Source organism: Shewanella oncorhynchi, assembly GCF_012584455.1.
GTDB classification, from domain to species: domain Bacteria; phylum Pseudomonadota; class Gammaproteobacteria; order Enterobacterales; family Shewanellaceae; genus Shewanella; species Shewanella oncorhynchi.
This window is the reverse complement of record NZ_JABAEB010000002.1, coordinates 74,359-92,986: the sequence shown is the minus strand read 5'-3', so window position 1 is coordinate 92,986 and position 18,628 is coordinate 74,359. Positions and strand designations below refer to the sequence as shown.

The following is an 18,628-nucleotide window of genomic DNA, read 5'->3' as shown; positions in this document are numbered from 1 at the left end:
ACAGACTAATAATTAGAAGTGCTCTATGAGATTGAATAAACTTTTTGCCTCGATGTTATTCGTCGGTGCGTCGTTTTCAGGGACTGTGTTGGCAGATACTTTCCAACCGTTTGAAGTGACCGACATCCAAGTTGAAGGTTTGCAACGAGTTGCACTCGGTGCTGCCTTGTTAAGCTTACCAGTAAAAGTAGGTGACACTGTTGACCAGTTAAGAATCCAGCAAGCGATTAAAAGCTTGTATGCATCGACTAACTTTGAAAATGTCTCCGTGAGCCGAGATGGCGGCGTATTAGTGGTGAAAGTCACTGAACGTCCCACCATCAGTGCCGTGACATTCGATGGCAACAAAGACATTAAAGACGAACAGTTACAGGAAAGTCTGGACGGTTCTGGCGTTAAAGTCGGTGAGTCGCTCGATCGCACTATGTTGACCGGTATTGAAAAGGGTCTGCAGGATTTCTACTACGGCGTGGGTAAATACGGCGCGAAAGTGGAAGCCCAAGTGATTAACTTACCCCGTAATCGGGTTGAGCTGAAATTTAAGTTTACCGAAGGTTTAGCGGCCGAAATCCGCCAAATTAACGTGGTCGGTAATCATGAGTTCACCGATGCTGAGTTGATTGGCATGCTGGAACTTAAAGATTATGTGGCTTGGTGGGATCTGTTCGGCGAACGCCGTTATCAGAAGCAAAAGCTGCAGGCCGATCTCGAGACCATCAAAACCTATTATCACAATAAAGGTTATATCCGCTTCGAAGTCACCTCGACTCAAGTGGCCATGACGCCTGACCGTAAAGGTTTATATATCACCATCAACGTAGATGAAGGTGAGAAGTATAAAGTTAAAGAAGTAAACCTGACGGGTGATTTGATGGGCCGTGAAGAGTTGATGAAATCAATTCTGCCAATCAAAGCGGGTGATATGTACAACGGCGGTGATGTGACTTTCACCGAAGAAATGTACAGCAAGTATTTAGGCCGCTTCGGTTATGCTTACCCTGAAGTGAAAACCTACCCTGAAATTGATGATAAGACTAAAGAAGTCACCTTAAACATCAATGTTAAACCGGGTAAACGTGTTTACGTACGGGCGATTAACTTCACTGGTAACACAGTGACTAAAGATGAAGTGATGCGCCGTGAGCTGCGTCAGATGGAAGGGGCTTGGTTAAACTCAGCGCAAGTGGAGCAATCTAAAGCGCGTCTTAACCGTTTGGGCTTCTTCGAAACCGTTGACACTGAAACTATTCAAGTGCCAGGTACCGATGATTTAGTCGATGTTGCGGTTAAAGTGAAAGAGCAGCCGTCGGGCTCATTCAACGCGGGTGTCGGTTATGGTACTGAATCAGGCCTGAGCTTGCAGTTTGGTGTGCAGCAAAATAACTTCTTAGGTACAGGTAATCAAGCAGGTATTAGCTTGAGCACCAACAAGTACTCTAAAAACGTTAACTTATCCTATACCGATCCGTACTGGACAAAAGACGGTGTGAGTTTAGGCGGGAGCGTTTATTGGAGTGAGTTTGACGCCAATGAAGCTAACTTAGAACGTTATAAAAACAGTTCTTACGGTGTGGCGCTTAACTCGGGTTTCCCGATTAACGAATACAACCGTATCAATGGTGGTATTGGCTATCGTCACAACACGATTTCTGAAATTTCTGCCTATGAGCAGGCACGTCGTTTCTATAACATCTATCGTGATGATGATCCGAATGCCGACTTAAGTTTTGATAACTTCGAACTCAGCCTAGGCTGGTATCGTAGTACCTTGAACCGTGGCACTTTCCCAACAGATGGCTCGTCCCAGCGTCTGAACGGCAAAATGACTTCGCCAGGGTCTGATTTACAGTATTTTAAGACAGACTTTGATACTAACTACTATTTCCCTGTTAACCGCAGTCAGAGCGTTGTGCTCTTGGCCCGTGGTCGATTAGGTTATGGTAACGGTTATGGTCAATTTAATGATAATGACCAAATTTTGCCTTTCTGGGAAAACTATTACTCAGGTGGTAGTAGCTCGCTACGTGGCTTTAAGTCAAACTCGGTCGGTCCTCGCTCCTTCTATATGTATAGTGGTAGCGAACCTTGCTTCGACCCATCGGGTGATGGTTGTAACTTCCCTCAACCGGATCCAGATAGCATTCAAGTCAGTTCTGGCCGCTCTATCGGTGGTAATGCCCTTGCAACGGCAAGTATGGAGTTGATTGTACCAACCCCATTCTTGGATGAGGCTTACACTAACTCAGTTCGTACTAGCTTCTTCGTCGATGCGGGTAACGTCTGGGATACTGAGTTTGATTATGATTTTTATCGAAATAGTTTGCCTGCGGAAGAGTTTGCTAAGTTACAAGACTATAGTGATCCAGCTCGCCTGCGCGCCTCTTGGGGCTTGAGTGTGCAATGGTTATCACCTATGGGACCTATGGTGTTCAGCTTGGCGTGGCCGCTTAAAGAATATGAAGGTGACCAAACGGAGATCTTCTCTTTCAATATTGGCAAAACTTTTTAAAAGGCATACACTCGGCAAGTTTTGCTGACAATAACAAGGTAACAAGGAGTTTATTTTGAACAAGATGGTAAATTGCGCGCTGATGACGTTAGTTTTGTTAGGCGCGCCGTTAGTGGCACATGCTGAGAAAATTGCCGTAGTGGATATGGGCGCTGTGTTTGAACAGCTCCCACAACGTGAACAGATCTCCCAATCTCTGAAGAAAGAGTTTGGTGATCGCGTAGCTGATGTCCAAAAAATGCAAGAAGAAATGCGTTCTCTGATGGAGAAGCAGCAACGTGATGGTGCATTAATGAACGATGCACAAAAAACTGAGCTGGTTCGTAAAATGGAATCGCTAAAATCTGAATATCAGTTAAAAGGCAAAGCATTGGATGAAGACCTACGTCGTCGCCAAGGTGAAGAGCAAAATAAACTGTTAGTTAAAGTGCAAAAAGCCATCAACACTATCGCTGAAAAAGACCAATATGATTTGGTATTACAACGTGGTGCTGTCATTTATGTTAAGCCTAACGCTGACATCAGTGGCAAAGTGGTTGAAGCCTTAAGCAAAGGCAAGTAATAGATGAATAGTGTGACTTTAAAAGAGCTATGCCTGTTATTAGACGGTGATATCCAAGGCGACGAAACGCTAATTATTAATAGTGTGGCGACCTTAGAAAATGCCAAGGCGGGTCAGATCTCTTTTTTAGCCAACAGTAAATACCGCTCTCAGCTTGAGGCAACTCAAGCGAGTGCGGTGTTATTGTCAGCTAAAGATGCGCAGGATTATCAAGGTACTGCGTTAATTGTAAAAGATCCATATGTCGGTTTTGCTCGTGTTGCTCAGTATTTGGACACTACACCCAAAGCGGCGGTGGGTATCCATCCTTCGGCACAAATTGATCCTTCAGCCCATTTAGGGGAAGGTGTCGCTATTGGCGCGAATGCTGTGATTGGTGCGAACGTCATTTTAGGTGAAAATGTGCAGATTGGTGCCGGTGTTGTGCTGGGACAAGATGTGGTTATTGGCTCAAAAACACGTTTGTGGGCTAATGTCACCGTCTATCACGATGTGCATTTAGGACAGGATTGTATTATCCATTCGGGTGCCGTATTAGGCTCAGATGGTTTTGGTTATGCTAACGAACGTGGTCAGTGGATTAAAATTCCGCAGACAGGTGGCGTGCGTATTGGTGATCGGGTTGAGATTGGTGCTAATTCAACGGTAGATCGTGGGGCATTAGGCCATACAGAGATCCACGACGGTGTGATTATTGATAACCAAGTGCAAATTGCCCATAACGATATTATCGGCGAAAATACTGCTATTGCAGGCAGCACTACTGTCGCAGGCAGTGTCACTATTGGTAAATATTGTATTATTGGCGGTAGTTGTGCCATCGCAGGTCATTTGAGCATTGCCGATGGTGTGCATGTGTCTGGTGCTACCAATATCACCACTAATATGCGTGAGCCCGGTTTATACTCTTCTGCCACCGTGGCAATGGACAATAAACTTTGGCGTAAAAATACAGTTCGTTTCCGTCAGTTAGATGAACTGTTCCAGCGTGTTAAAACGTTGGAAAAAAATTTAAAAACACCAGATTAATTGCCCCAAGGCAATTTGAGGAACTCGGTTCGTGTCTAATCAAATGAACACTATGGATATTAAAGAAATACTTAAATATCTACCCCATAGATATCCATTCCTATTGATCGATCGTGTGCTTGATTACACTCCTGGTGTTAGTCTGCAGGCGATCAAAAACGTTTCAATAAATGAGCCATTTTTTCAGGGACATTTCCCGATACAACCTGTGATGCCAGGTGTGCTTATTTTAGAAGCGATGGCACAGGCAACTGGCCTGTTAGCCTTTAAAACGATGAGTAGTGATGTACCACCACCAGGTGTGTTGTATTACTTTGCTGGTATCGATAATGCGCGTTTTAGACGTGTGGTTGAGCCAGGAGATCAAATTCATTTTGATGTCAAAATGATTAAAGAGCGCCGCGGGATTGGCGTTTTCTACGGTGAGGCCAAAGTGGATGGTGAAGTGGTTTGTTCCGCTGAAATCATGTGTGCCCGCAGAGAGATTAGTCAGTGATAGATACATTAGCGTTTGTGCATCCCGATGCAAAAATTGGCAATAACGTCACTATTGGCCCTTGGACCTATATCGGTGCGGGCGTCGAAATTGGTGATGATTGTTGGTTGAGTTCCCATGTGGTGGTCAAAGGCCCAACGATTATCGGCAAAGGGAATCGTATTTTTCAATTCGCCTCCGTTGGTGAAGAATGCCAAGACAAAAAGTACGCTGGCGAGCCGACACGACTGATCATTGGTGACAATAATGTGATCCGTGAAAATGTGACCATTCACCGTGGTACAGTTCAAGATAACAGTGAAACCCGTATTGGGTCGAATAACCTGTTTATGAACTATGTGCATATCGCCCATGACTGTGTGGTCGGCGACAATGTCATCATGGCGAATAACGCATCTATTGCAGGTCACGTGCACGTCGGTGACTGGGCGATTTTAGGCGGTATGACAGGTGTGCATCAGTTTGTGCATATTGGTGCCCATGCATTTACTGCTGGTTGTTCTTTAGTACTGCAGGATGTGCCTCCCTTTGTGATGGCAGCGGGTCAACCGACAGTGCCTCGCGGCTTAAATAGCGAGGGTATGAAGCGTCGCGGTTTTTCTAAAGAAAGCCAGTTAGCCGTGCGTCGTGCTTATAAAACCTTATACCGTAGCAGTTTAACGGTAGAAGAAGCGATTGAAGCATTAGCTGAAGATGCGCAGAACGATGAGCAAGTCAAATTACTGCTTGAGTTTGTAAAGTCATCGAGTCGCGGCATTATTCGCTAACTTGATGACCACATGACAACAAAAGGGCATTTATATGCCCTTTTGTATTATTGGTTTAAGCCTTTTTTGTGGTAGACGTAGCCGTTAAAAATGCGTTTATTCATCAATGCATTCGACCATAAATGAGCTTAGTCATTAATTGAATCATTAACTTAACATAAGTGTAGGCTTGGAACGATGCATTTTAGGTGCGGTTTACCTCTTCATCCAATGCCATTAATTCATGAGACGTGATTGGTTTATGAGCAATAAAACTCCATTAGTGTTTGCCATGGTTGCCGGAGAACTCTCGGGCGATATTTTAGGTGCAGGTTTAATGGCTGCGCTGCAAAAGACCCATCCCGATGCGCGCTTTGTCGGTATCGGTGGACCCCGCATGGAAGCCCTAGGCTTCAAATCCCTATTTGCGATGGAAGAACTCGCAGTGATGGGAATCGTTGAAGTGTTATCCCGTCTACCTCGCTTATTAAAAGTGCGGTCATCCTTGATTAGAGAGATCACCGCGCTTAAGCCCGATTGTTTTATTGGCATAGATGCACCGGATTTTAATATAGGCCTCGAGCTTAAACTCAAAGCGCGCGGTATTAAAACCGTCCATTATGTGAGCCCATCCGTGTGGGCATGGCGCCCAAAACGTATATTCAAAATCGCGAAGGCGACCCATATGGTGTTGTCGCTATTGCCATTTGAGAAAGCTTTTTATGACAAGCATCAAGTACCTTGTACCTTTGTAGGTCATACCTTAGCGGATGATATTCCGTTGCGAAGCGATAAAGCGGCGGCGCGCCAGTTACTTGAACTCGATGCCGATGCAGAATATTTAGCGATTCTACCGGGATCTCGTGGTGGCGAGTTAAAGCAATTGGCCGAGCCTTTCGTGAAGGCGGCTTTACTGATTAAACAGAACTTCCCTGATATACGTTTTGTGACGCCGCTGGTCAATCAAAAACGCCGTGAGCAATTTGAGCAAGCGCTGAAGGATTTTGCACCGGATCTCGAAATTCATATGGTCGAAGGTCAGTCGCGCGAAGTCATGGCGGCTGCCGATGGCATTTTATTAGCATCAGGCACCGCGACGTTAGAAGCCATGTTGGTTAAGCGTCCAATGGTGGTGGCTTATCGTGTTAGCCCTATGACCTATTGGATTGCTAAGCGCATGATGCAGGTCGAGCGTTTCTCGTTACCGAATCTACTGGCTGGAAAAGATCTCGTCCCTGAGCTCATTCAAGAAGATTGCACGCCAGAGAAAATAGCTGCGGCGGTCACAGTCGAGTTAAATCGAGATTTTACGCCGCTCAAAGCTGAGTTTGATGCCCTGCACCAAGTGTTACGCCGTGATGCGAGCTTAAAAGCCGCTGAAGCGGTAATGGCACTGGTTGAGCCTAAACCAAGTCATGCTAAATCACTGGAGGCTAACTAGTGGCAACTTTTAAAAGTTTAACCGACGCCGATTTGCTGGCCTTTTCGACGGGATTAATTGCTGGTGTGGATGAAGTCGGCCGTGGGCCATTAGTCGGTGATGTAGTGACTGCGGCTGTGATTTTAGATCCAAACAAGCCCATCAGTGGTCTGAATGATTCCAAGAAACTCAGTGAGAAGCGCCGCGAAGCTTTGTTTGATGAGATTTGTGAAAAAGCCCTGTGTTATCACGTGGGCCGCGCAAGTCCTGCTGAAATCGATACGCTTAATATCTTGCATGCCACTATGTTGGCAATGCAGCGCGCGGTTGCAGGGCTTAAGATTGCACCTGCGTTGGTGTTAGTCGATGGCAATCGCAGTCCGGCATTTGTTGCCCATAATGGCGTCTCGCTTACCAGTCACAGCATCATTAAAGGTGATGGTTTAATTGCCAGTATTAGTGCCGCATCGATTATCGCCAAAGTGACGCGGGATCGTGAGATGGATGTGCTCGATGCTGCTTATCCGCAATACGGTTTTGCTAAGCATAAGGGCTATCCGACTAAGGCGCATTTTGAGGCCATCGCCGAACATGGGGTATTTGACCAATATCGTAAAAGTTTTAAACCCGTCAAGGCATTACTGGGACTGTAAGTTGTGCTCCCAAGCCACCTGAAGATACGAGTTTCAGGTTGTTTGGGTATAAGTTCCCGTTATCCAGCAAAGTCACTGGCTCTGGCTGCGTGACTTTGTTAGTCTGCTTTCTAGTTATTGTTAACCTGCTATTCAAAGATAATCCTAATTATGTCCGATCCTCGTTTTGTGCATCTTCGTGTCCACAGTGACTTCTCTATGACCGATGGCGTGGCCAAGGTCAAGCCTATTTTGGCGCAGGTGGAAGCGCAGGGAATGGCCGCGGTCGCCTTGACTGACCAAAATAACTTTTGTGGTTTGGTGAAGTTTTACAGTGGTTGCCATGGTGCGGGGATCAAGCCGATTATTGGTGCCGATTTTTGGATGCAAGTGCCTGGATTTGAAGGTGAATTGTGCGCCTTAACCATCATTGCGATGAACAATGTCGGTTATCAGAATCTGACCCAAATCATCAGTCAAGCCTATTTGCGTGGCCAAGTGGCCGGCCGTGTAGTGATAGACCAAGAGTGGTTACTCACTTATAACGAAGGCATTTTGCTGTTATCGGGCGCCAAAGAAGGCGATCTGGGTAAGGCACTGCTCAAGGGCAATGGCACACAAGTCGAATCTTTATGCGACTTTTATCAGACCCATTTCACTGACCGTTATTTCCTCGAACTTATCCGCACAGGTCGCCCCGATGAAGAGCGTTATCTGCATATGGCTGTGGCCTTAGCGCAGGAGAAGGGCATCCCTGTTGTGGCCACTAATCAGGTGGTGTTTCTTAAACCCGAAGATTTTGATGCCCATGAAATTCGGGTGGCAATTCACGATGGCTTTACCCTTGCCGATCCTCGTCGACCTAAAAAATACAGTGAACAGCAGTATTTGCGTAGCGAAGAGGAAATGTGTGAACTATTCGCCGACATTCCTGCGGCGTTGTTGAACAGTGTCGAAATCGCTAAACGCTGTAATGTAACGATCCGTTTGTACGAATATTTCCTGCCCAACTTCCCGACGGGCGATATGTCCATCGAAGACTTTCTGGTTGATTGTTCGAAGAAGGGCCTTGAAGAGCGGCTCGAGTTTTTGTTCCCTGATCCTGAGGTGCGCGCCGAGAAACGCGGCGAATACGATGAGCGCCTCGACATTGAACTTAAAGTGATCAACCAGATGGGGTTCCCAGGTTACTTCTTGATCGTAATGGAGTTCATCCAATGGGGTAAAGATAACGGTATTCCAGTAGGGCCTGGTCGGGGCTCGGGCGCGGGTTCACTCGTGGCCTATGCGCTTAAGATTACCGACTTAGACCCATTAGAATTTGACTTACTGTTCGAGCGATTCCTCAACCCAGAGCGGGTTTCTATGCCCGACTTTGACGTCGACTTTTGCATGGATAGACGTGATGAAGTGATCGACCATGTGGCCGAATTGTACGGCCGCGAAGCGGTATCGCAAATCATCACCTTCGGAACTATGGCGGCAAAAGCGGTTATTCGCGACGTGGGTCGCGTGCTGGGTCATCCCTATGGCTTCGTTGACCGAATTTCTAAACTCATTCCACCAGAACCAGGCATGACGCTGGCGAAGGCTTTTGAGGTCGAGCCAGCCCTGCAAGAATCCTATGATGCCGATGAAGACGTAAAAGATCTGATCGACATGTGTCGCAAGCTCGAAGGTGTGACGCGTAACGCGGGTAAACACGCGGGTGGTGTGGTGATTGCACCAACTAAAATTACCGATTTTGCGCCGCTCTATTGCGACGCTGAAGGTAAAAACCCAGTAACACAATTCGATAAAAACGACGTCGAAACCGCAGGTTTAGTTAAATTCGACTTTTTGGGTTTACGTACTTTGACAATCATCGACTGGGCACTGGAGATGGTGAACAAGGTCGAGGTCAAAAACGGTCGCCCACCTGTGCGTATCGAAGCGATTCCGTTAACGGATGCTGCATCTTTCCGCTTGTTGCAAAAATATGAAACCACAGCGGTATTCCAGTTGGAATCCCGCGGTATGAAGGATTTGATTAAACGTCTGCAACCCGACTGTTTCGAAGACATGATCGCACTGGTGGCATTGTTCCGCCCTGGGCCTTTGCAATCGGGCATGGTAGATAACTTCATCGAGCGTAAGCATGGGCGCGAGGAAGTCTCGTACCCCGATTCTCAGTACCAGCATGAATCCCTAAAAGAACTGCTATCGCCGACCTACGGCATTATTCTGTATCAAGAGCAAGTGATGCAGATTGCACAGGTGTTGTCGGGTTACACCCTTGGCGGCGCCGACATGTTGCGCCGTGCTATGGGTAAGAAAAAGCCCGAAGAGATGGCCAAGCAGCGCAGTATCTTTAAAGAGGGCGCAATCAATAACGGCGTCGACGGCGACTTGTCGATGAAGATCTTCGACTTAGTGGAAAAGTTCGCCGGCTACGGTTTTAACAAATCCCACTCCGCCGCCTATGCGCTTGTGTCTTATCAGACCTTATGGCTGAAAACCCATTATCCTTCGCAGTTTATGGCGGCGGTAATGTCGGCTGATATGGACAACACAGATAAAATTGTGACTTTGGTCGATGAATGCGAGCGTATGGGGCTACCGCTCATTCCTCCGGATGTGAACAAAGGCTTGTTCAAATTCACCGTTGATGATGATTTGCGCATTGTTTATGGCATTGGTGCCATTAAAGGTGTGGGGGAAGGTCCAGTTGAATCAATTTTAGAGGCGCGTAAAGATGGCCCCTTCGTGGATTTATTCGATTTCTGTGCCCGCATCGATTTGAAAAAACTCAACAAGCGCGTGATTGAAAAGCTGATCTGCGCGGGTGCACTCGATACTCTTGGGCCGCATCGTGCGTCTATGATGGCAACCTTGCCCGAAGCGATTCGCGCTGCTGATCAACATGCAAAAGCAGAGGCGATTGGCCAACACGATATGTTTGGTTTGCTCAACAGTGAACCCGAAGACAGTAAGCAGCAGTTTGTCGAATGTACCCCATGGCCAGATAAAATTTGGCTCGAAGGCGAGCGCGAAACCTTAGGCTTGTATTTGACCGGTCATCCGATCAATCAATATTTAAAAGAGCTGAAGCATTACACGTCCGGTCGTTTGAAAGATGTGCATCCTACCGAACGCGGTAAAACCGCTAAGGCTGCTGGGTTAGTGGTGGCAACGCGAGTGATGCTGACCAAGCGCGGCTCGAAAATGGGCCTGTTGACGCTCGACGATAAGAGTGCACGTCTCGAAATCATGTTGTTTACCGAAGCCTTTGAAAAATTTAATCATCTGCTGGAGAAAGACCGCATCCTCATTTGTGAAGGTGAGGTGAGTTACGATGATTTTGCCGGCGGTAACCGCATGACGGCGCGTAACATCATAGATATCAGTGAGGCGCGCAGCCACTTTGCCAAGGCGCTGGAAATTGATATGGATGGCAGCGAGTTAACGCCATCGGCGTTAGACACTTTCGAGCAAGCCCTAAGCCCGTGGCGTAACGGCGCCGTGCCTGTGGTGATCAATTACACTCAAGCTCAAGCCAAAGGTCAGTTTAGGTTAGCCGATGCTTGGCGAGTGAATCCGACCGATGACTTGATGCTCTCGCTCGAATCGCTGCTCGGGCCAAACAAGGTGCGAATTTTATTCTAATGTTGGTGAATGTCTTAGGTGTAAACAGATGAAGTTAACTTATGTCGGCTAAGTTTGACGAAGCATTGACTGCTGGCGATCTCAGCGCGCATATCTGTGATTTTCTGGCTGCGCAATCCTTAGCGCCTGACAGCAAGTTAGTACTGGCTTACAGTGGTGGGGTTGATTCCGAAGTCTTGGCCTTTGGTTTAAGCCAGTTTGCACGGCAACATCCGGAGTTTAATTATCAGCTAGTGTATGTACACCATGGCCTAAGCGATAACGCTGAGGCTTGGGCACAGCATTGCCTTGAGCGGGGCCAGTATTACGACCTACCCGTGACGGTTGAGCGAGTCACGGTTAATCGTGGGCCAAGATTGAGCCTTGAAGCTGAAGCGCGAAAAGTGCGTTATCAGGCGATTGAGCGGCATTTAAGTGCCAATGATGTGTTGCTGACGGCTCACCATGAAGACGATCAGCTTGAGACTATCTTACTGGCGCTGAAACGTGGACAAGGACCAAAAGGATTGGCGGCCATGGGACAAGTACAAGCATTCGCACAAGGCAAACAACTGCGGCCGTTATTGGATATCAGCCGTGAGAAAATTGAAGCCTACGCAAAACAGCAGGGCTTAGTGCATATCGAAGATGAAAGTAATCAAGACGATAAGTACGATCGAAATTTTTTACGCTTAGAAATCATTCCCCGCTTAAAAGCGCGTTGGCCGAGTATTGCGACAACTGCGCGTCGCAGTGCGGCATTGTGCGCCGAACAACAGGCGACGCTGGATTTACAGGTGAGTGAACGTTTACCTTTATGGTTAACCCAAGCGCCTTACCATACTCAAAGTGTATTCAAGCTCGATGGTTTTGCCGAGCAGTCAGTCGACTGGCAAGCGTTACTCTTACGTGGCTTTATTGAATCTCAAGGTTTTGCTTTGCCCTCAAAGGTGCAGCTTAAGCAAATCATCACTCAGCTTCTTAACGCGAAAGACGATGCTAAAGTGCATATTCGAGTGGGTGAGTGTGAAATCCGCCGCTTTGCTAATCAAGTCTATTTATTCAAGTATCAAACTCACAAACGTCACACTCAGCCTGTGAGTTGGACCTTACCACAGCATGACTTTATTTCTTTATTACAGGGAGATAGTACCGAATTAGTCGTGTCGCCTGCGGGCTTAGCGAATGGTGAGCAGATTAGGCTGATAGTGACAAAGCAAGGTCCCAGAGTCCGTTTACCTTGGCCTGATGAAGTCGTTAGTGTGCGTTATCAACTTGCGGGACAATTTCGCTGCCACCCGCATTCTCGGGGTAAGGGGCGAGAATTAAAGAAACTGTGGCAAGAGTTTGCCATTCCGCCTTGGGTACGCGAAAAGGTGGGGTTTGTGTTTTATGGTGAGCAACTGGTGATGGCAATTGGACTGTGGGTTGAAAAGGGCTTTATTGTTGAGTCGAATGGACTTGGTTTACAGGTGTTTGTTGAGGAAGCAAAGGAATTCTAGTCGAGAGTTAATCTTGGAATATTGGTGTGTTCTAGGAAAGCGAGAGGAGAGTGGAACGCAGCGCGTCAGTTTGATTTAGACCTTTATGGGGTACGCGCTGCGAGTGAGTTATCGCATTTCATTTGGCATCCCTGCGCGTGTTAAACTAATTGATTTTGGCTGAGTTTATAGCAGTTACGTCCGGCGGCTTTGGCTTGATAAAGCGCCTTATCGGCAAGTTCATAAAGTTGTTCGGCTTCAATGGTATCGTGTGATTCTGCCGCCCCTAAACTACAGCTCACCCCAAATTGATTGAAACTACTGTGCTGATTGATTACCGAGACAATCCGTTCACATAACAAGCCAGCCGCATGAATATTGCCTTGGACAATAATGACGAATTCATCACCACCAATCCGGAAGGCTTGATCTGTGTTGCGTATGGTTGCACGAATGATGTCACCAAATTCCTTCAGAATATAGTCACCACATTTATGGCCGAATTTATCATTAAGTTGTTTAAAGTTATCAAGATCGAGCACTATGAGAGCGACTGCTCCTTGTTTTCGATGGGCTCTGGCGGTCGCATTACTGAGACTCTGACTGTAATAATGGCGATTGCCTAAGCCAGTGAGCGAGTCAAACATAGCTTGCATCGACATTTCTTGATATTGCAACGCATTTAATAAAGGTTGCAATAACAGCGGTTCAATATCCTGTAAGTTTGAGGTTTGTGATGGCGTAAATGGCGTCACCAGTTGGTACTGAATCGTTAATGGCATTCCTGCACACATGAGCTGTCGTTTGACGCTGATACCATAACGTTTGCCCCAGCTGAATTTGTGCTCGCCATAGGTTAAGCGCACGCCTTGGATCGGCAAGTGTTGTCCCAGCACTTTGCCATAGCAGGCAAAGACTGTCCTAGGATCTAAACTGGCGTGCAGTTGTTGGATCACTTGTATCAAGTCCAATGGATTATCATTGGGACTATAATGTTCTGTTTGATAGCGATATTCGTCGGGATACAGCTCGGTCGCTAGGCCAAAGTCCATAATCATCACTCCAGCAAATGTTAGTGCGATACATCTCTAACCTAGTCTAAGCAAATACCGTGCCGCAATATTTGTTAATAAAATTTGTCTTTGTTAGTCATTCAGTTAAGCTTAAAACTCAGCGTTAGATTTTTTGACACGTCAGCATTTTGACAGGAGTCATAGCCCCAATGGAACATAGCTTTTTAATCCAAGTATTACTTATGCTCGTGATTGCCATTGTGGCCATTGCTGTGCTGCGCCGTTTGGGCCTACCCGCAATTCTGGCTTATTTACTCACAGGGGTTGTGAGTGGCCCAAGTGGTTTTCACTGGTTTACCCAGCATCAAATGCAATCTGTTGCCGAGCTTGGCGTTGTGCTGCTAATGTTTACCTTAGGCTTAGAGTTCTCTGTGCCGCGGCTGTGGGCCATGCGCCGGACTGTATTTGGCTTAGGCAGTGCGCAGATGGTGATCACGACCCTGTTGACTATGGGCGTGGCCCTATTGTGCGGCCTGAATTGGGTTGAAGCCTTGGTTATCGGTGCTGCCATCGCGTTGTCATCTACTGCTATTGTCCTCAAATTACTCAATGAACAGGGATGGCTGAGGCGCCGTCACGGCGAACTCTCCGTCAGCGTGCTTTTGTTCCAAGATTTAGCGGTTGTGCCGTTGTTGATCCTATTGCCATTACTGGCCAATGGCGGCGAACCTTTGATGGTCGCGGATATCGCTTTTGCCTTGCTCAAAGGCATATTGGCCTTTTTCCTCTTAATGGCGTTTGGTAAGTGGGCGTTGCCGCGGATATTTGATGAGGTTGCGCGTTCTCGCTCCAATGAGCTGTTTGTATTATCGACCTTAGTCGTTGCGCTTGTCACAGGGGCTTTTACTCAGTGGCTAGGATTATCTATGGCGCTGGGGGCATTTATGGCGGGTATGCTGCTGGGAGAAAGCCAGTATCGCCGCCAACTTGAGGCGGATATACGGCCGTTTCGCGATCTATTGATGGGGCTGTTTTTCATCTCCATTGGCATGATGCTGGACTTTACCTTAGTGATGCGTTTTTGGTGGCAGATACTGCTGATCTTAGTGGCGGTTGTTCTAGGTAAGGCGCTGATCATTCATGGCATTTTAAGATTAGTAGGTGAGCCTTTTCGAATTGCGATGAGTACGGCTATGAGCTTAGCTCAAGTGGGGGAGTTCAGTTTTGTGGTATTGGCTTTAGCGGTCAACTATCAACTTTTAAATAATGAGATCAGTACCATATTAGTCATGGTCGCCGTGCTTTCCATGGCAATAGCTCCTTGGTTAGTTCGTCATAGTGTGGATATTGCTAAGTGGGCGCTGGGGATCCGTCAGGCAAAGCATGTGGATGAAGCTGTGCCATTGATGATGGATGATCATGAGCTGGTGATGATTTTTGGTTACGGCCGAGTAGGACAAACCATTGCCCGTTTTTTAAAAACTGAAGCTGTACCTTATCTGGTATTGGATCTCGATCCAACGCGCGTCACTGAAGCGCGTCGTGCGGGCGAACCTATTTATTTCGGTGATGTGTGTAAACGGGCAATTTTAAAACAAATGGGCGTTAAACAGGCCAAGATGATCGTTATCACTTTTTGTGAGTCACGTAGTTTAGAAGAAGTCTTACCTTTATGTAAGTTATTGGCACCAGAGTCTAAAATTTTAGTTAGAACCAAAGACGACAGCGATCTAGACTTGCTTAAAAAGGCGGGAGCTAATCAAGTGATCCCTGAGTCTTTAGAGGGGAGCTTGATGTTAGTATCGCAGGTATTACACCAATGTGGTGTGCCATTGGCACGGATCCTAAAACGGCTAGAATCTGAGCGGCGCAATCATTATCAATTTTTACACGGCTTCTTTTCCGGCACAGAAACTGATTTTACTTTAGAGTCATTGCATGCGGTGGCATTACCGCGTGGGGCTGATGCGATTGGTAAAACCGTTGCCGATATCCTGTGGGAAACACTGAAAGTAGAGCTAAGGGCGATTCGTCGCAATGGCGCTGAAGTGGAACATCCTGAGCAGGACTGGGTTTTTCGTGCAGGGGATATCTTACTGATAGTGGGTAAACCACGACGACTTGAGAAAGCTGAGGCTAAGCTCTTACATGGCTAAAGGCCTGAGGTTCACTCTTTTGAGATGGATGAAAATGCAGATATAAAAATGCCGACATAGTGTCGGCATTTTTGTCTGGAACTTGTTAACTTAAATTAGACAAAGTCTAATTACAGAATAACTACGTTCGCAGCTTGAGGACCTTTTTGGCCTTGTTCGATGTCAAAAGAAACCTTTTGACCTTCAGCAAGAGTTTTAAAGCCTTCTGAAACGATTGCGCGGAAATGAACGAATGCGTCAGCGCCACCATTGTCAGGAGAAATAAAACCAAAACCTTTATCTTCGTTAAACCATTTAACTACACCAGTAGTTTTAGACATGAATGTCTCCAAAATTTTCAAACAAATAATTCGCAATTATGCGGTATGTTAGCCAGAAATAGAATTATTTACATTGATGATAAGTTATGAGTGGAAAGCTTCATGACAGCAAAAAAAATATTACAGGCGTAGCGAAGGTTTTCAAATACATAATATTGCTTATAAATAGGTCTGAATCACAGGCCGGAGTGCAGATTAACATACTCTAGGGGTTTGTATAGTTTTATTTTTAAATACCTCTCATCTCGAAACTACTTTTTTGCGATTTATTGAGTGCGAACTTAGATGTAGCTCTTAATATTCAATTGGTTATATTTTATTTTTGATTATTATCTAGTGTGGATTTTTTTTATGTTTGCCACGACTGACTTGCGATTAACCTTTCAATCCGTTCCATTAGGTTTAAATGCGGCTTGTATGCTTAAGTAAGAATTCTGTCACGATCTGTTACGTTATTGAATTGTTGCTTATTTGTGGTTGATGGTATTCTCGTCATTCAATAAAAACGTGCTTGAGCTATGGATTCAGGGCGATAACTTTAGATTGAATATAATAAGAATGGAGAATGACGTTGAAAACAGTACTAAAACGGATTGGACTCGGCAGCTTAGTCTTAGTGCTGTTATTAGTGGCGCTGGCCGCCCATGAATGGTTTGCGAAAAAGCCGTTTTTCTTTCGCGCGTTTTTAGATCGAAGTGTGGTCAAGATGGCTTTCGAAAGCCCAGAGACCTTGACTTCATTGGGATTCTTGGAATCGGTAGGGATTACAGGCCATAACGCAGAGTTGGATGACGATAGTCCTGAGGCGATGGATAAGACTTTCGCGCAAGTGCGAGATCTGCGTGAAACCCTATTGAGCTATTCCGATGCGGATTTAGATGAAAATCAACGTATCTCCAAGGATATCGCCCTATATCTTGCAGATTTTGCGCTGATCTCTGAGCCGTATCGTTACCATAACTATCCGCTGAATCAGTTGTTTGGCGTGCAAAACGGTTATCCCAGCTTTATGCAGGCGCAGCACCAAGTGCATTCTGTGGGCGATGCTGAAAACTATCTGTCGCGTTTACAAAAGGTGAAACTTAAGTTTGCTCAAACTCTCGAAGGCTTAAAAATTCGTGAGGCTAAGGGGATTATCCCGCCAAAGTTTGTGATTGAGCGTGTTCTGACCGAGATGAATGAGTTTGTCGCAACGCCGATTCAAGACAATATCCTATACAGTTCATTTAAAACCAAATTGGCTGACACGGATATCAGTGCCGATGAGCAAGCACGGTTATTGGCAGCGGCGGAAGCGGACATTAAAGGTTACGTGCATCCAGCGTATCAATTATTTATCGACTACCTTACCCAGCTACAAGCCAAAGCTGGGACGGATGATGGTTATTGGGCGCTGCCAAATGGCAACCTTGCCTATGAGCAATTGCTGAAGTTCTTTACGACCACTAATTACACTGCGGACGAAATCCATGCCAAAGGGGTCGCTGAGGTAGATCGCATTCAAAATGAAATCATGACTATTTTAGCCGCTGAAGGTTACGATGTGAGCCAAGGTTTCTCGGTCGCGATTGAAGCATTAGCCGCCGATCCTAAGTTTTACTACGAGGATAGCGATGCGGGTAGGGCGCAAATTTTGGTTGATTATCAACATATTCTTGATGAAGTGAATGCGGGACTCGGTGATGCCTTTCGTATTCGACCCGAAGCGGGCATGGAAGTGGTGCGTATTCCTGAGTTTAAAGAGAAAACAGCGCCAGGTGCCTATTATCAGCAGCCCGCGATTGACGGTAGTCGTCCAGGGCGTTTCTATGCCAATTTATATGACATCAAGGCCACGCCTAAATACGGTATGCGCACTTTAGCCTACCACGAGGGGATCCCTGGGCATCATTTCCAAATTGCAGTGGCGATGGAGTTAGAAGGTATGCCACTTATTCGTAAGATGGCGCCTTTTACGGCGTACATTGAAGGTTGGGCTTTATATAGCGAACGTTTGGCGTGGGAGCTCGGTTTTCAAAAGGATCCCTTTGATAATATCGGTCGTCTGCAGGCTGAGTTGTTCCGCGCTGTGCGTCTAGTGGTGGACACGGGTATTCATCATAGTCGTTGGACTCGCGAGCAAGCGATTGACTATATGAAGAAAAATACTGGCATGTCCGATCGTGATGTCACGGCTGAGATTGAGCGTTATATCGTTATGCCAGGTCAAGCGACGGCTTATAAAGTCGGCATGATGAAAATTCTCGAACTGCGCGAAAAAGCCAAGTTGGCCTTAGGTGATAAGTTCGATCTCAGGGATTTCCACGATGTAGTTCTGAAGAATGGTGCAGTTCCTTTGGATATCTTAGAAACATTAGTCGATCGCTACATTGCTGATAAAAAAAGTGCTGATACAAAAAATGCTGAGGCCAAAGCCACAGACGCTAAAGCGAAAGTTTAGCATTTGGTTGTAACAGTTAATGCTCAGTAATTGATAATAAAGTATTACTTATCAATGACTTTTCTCTGGATGAGACCCATACCCTGTCTGCGAATAAGTGTGTTCTCTTATCTTGCAGGCAGGGTGGGTTTATCGATAGAGGCTATCATTCTGGCTTTCGGCCAAGGCTTTCAATACAATCCCACACAACTTATTGATAA

Annotated in this window: 13 protein-coding genes; 11 read left to right on the top strand and 2 right to left on the bottom strand. The window is 46.2% G+C overall.

Going from position 1 to position 18,628, the window contains the following annotated elements:
• Positions 1-25 precede the first annotated feature (25 nt).
• From bamA to tilS, 9 genes are all read left to right on the top strand, one after another.
• Entirely contained in the window at positions 26-2,509 is a 2,484-nt protein-coding gene (bamA, locus tag HGO26_RS02775) for an outer membrane protein assembly factor BamA (protein WP_168823180.1), read from the top strand.
• Between the two features lie 64 nt (positions 2,510-2,573).
• Positions 2,574-3,071 carry an OmpH/Skp family outer membrane protein gene (locus HGO26_RS02770; protein WP_028760600.1) on the top strand — a complete coding sequence of 166 codons (498 nt, stop codon included), beginning with the start codon at positions 2,574-2,576 and terminating at the stop codon, positions 3,069-3,071.
• A 3-nt stretch (positions 3,072-3,074) separates the two neighbouring features.
• The gene (lpxD, locus tag HGO26_RS02765) at positions 3,075-4,100 is read left to right on the top strand and encodes a UDP-3-O-(3-hydroxymyristoyl)glucosamine N-acyltransferase (protein WP_105249717.1); all 1,026 of its coding nucleotides are present in this window, start codon (positions 3,075-3,077) and stop codon (positions 4,098-4,100) included.
• A 31-nt stretch (positions 4,101-4,131) separates the two neighbouring features.
• Positions 4,132-4,596, top strand: coding sequence for a 3-hydroxyacyl-ACP dehydratase FabZ (fabZ, locus tag HGO26_RS02760; RefSeq protein ID WP_006080990.1), 465 nt, complete (start codon positions 4,132-4,134; stop codon positions 4,594-4,596).
• Positions 4,593-5,363, top strand: coding sequence for an acyl-ACP--UDP-N-acetylglucosamine O-acyltransferase (lpxA, locus tag HGO26_RS02755; RefSeq protein WP_028760598.1), 771 nt, complete (start codon positions 4,593-4,595; stop codon positions 5,361-5,363). Before fabZ ends, lpxA begins: the two co-directional genes overlap by 4 nt.
• Positions 5,364-5,604: 241 nt before the next feature.
• On the top strand, positions 5,605-6,783 hold the full coding sequence (gene lpxB, locus HGO26_RS02750) for a lipid-A-disaccharide synthase (protein WP_168823178.1): 1,179 nt from the start codon (positions 5,605-5,607) through the stop codon (positions 6,781-6,783).
• Positions 6,783-7,415: a ribonuclease HII gene (gene rnhB, locus HGO26_RS02745; RefSeq protein ID WP_168823176.1), complete on the top strand. Its 633-nt coding sequence runs from the start codon at positions 6,783-6,785 to the stop codon at positions 7,413-7,415. Before lpxB ends, rnhB begins: the two co-directional genes overlap by 1 nt.
• A 150-nt stretch (positions 7,416-7,565) precedes the next feature.
• The gene (dnaE, locus tag HGO26_RS02740; protein WP_168823174.1) at positions 7,566-11,039 is read left to right on the top strand and encodes a DNA polymerase III subunit alpha; all 3,474 of its coding nucleotides are present in this window, start codon (positions 7,566-7,568) and stop codon (positions 11,037-11,039) included.
• Positions 11,040-11,080: 41 nt separating this feature from the next.
• Complete coding sequence (gene tilS / locus HGO26_RS02735; protein WP_168823172.1) at positions 11,081-12,520, top strand: tRNA lysidine(34) synthetase TilS; 1,440 nt, start codon at positions 11,081-11,083, stop codon at positions 12,518-12,520.
• A gap of 140 nt (positions 12,521-12,660) precedes the next feature.
• Here tilS and dgcS read toward each other — a convergent pair whose 3' ends face one another.
• Complete coding sequence (gene dgcS / locus HGO26_RS02730) at positions 12,661-13,551, bottom strand: diguanylate cyclase DgcS (protein WP_105249714.1); 891 nt, start codon at positions 13,549-13,551, stop codon at positions 12,661-12,663.
• Positions 13,552-13,721: 170 nt separating this feature from the next.
• Between dgcS and HGO26_RS02725 the strand changes: the two genes are divergently transcribed.
• Positions 13,722-15,668 carry a monovalent cation:proton antiporter family protein gene (locus HGO26_RS02725; protein ID WP_168823170.1) on the top strand — a complete coding sequence of 649 codons (1,947 nt, stop codon included), beginning with the start codon at positions 13,722-13,724 and terminating at the stop codon, positions 15,666-15,668.
• 110 nt (positions 15,669-15,778) lie between these two features.
• On the opposite strand, the gene cspE is transcribed toward HGO26_RS02725, so the two are convergent.
• Complete coding sequence (gene cspE, locus HGO26_RS02720) at positions 15,779-15,988, bottom strand: transcription antiterminator/RNA stability regulator CspE (protein ID WP_006080998.1); 210 nt, start codon at positions 15,986-15,988, stop codon at positions 15,779-15,781.
• Positions 15,989-16,553: 565 nt separating this feature from the next.
• Here cspE and HGO26_RS02715 point away from each other — a divergent pair.
• Entirely contained in the window at positions 16,554-18,428 is a 1,875-nt protein-coding gene (locus tag HGO26_RS02715) for a DUF885 domain-containing protein (RefSeq protein WP_168823168.1), read from the top strand.
• Positions 18,429-18,628 lie beyond the last annotated feature (200 nt).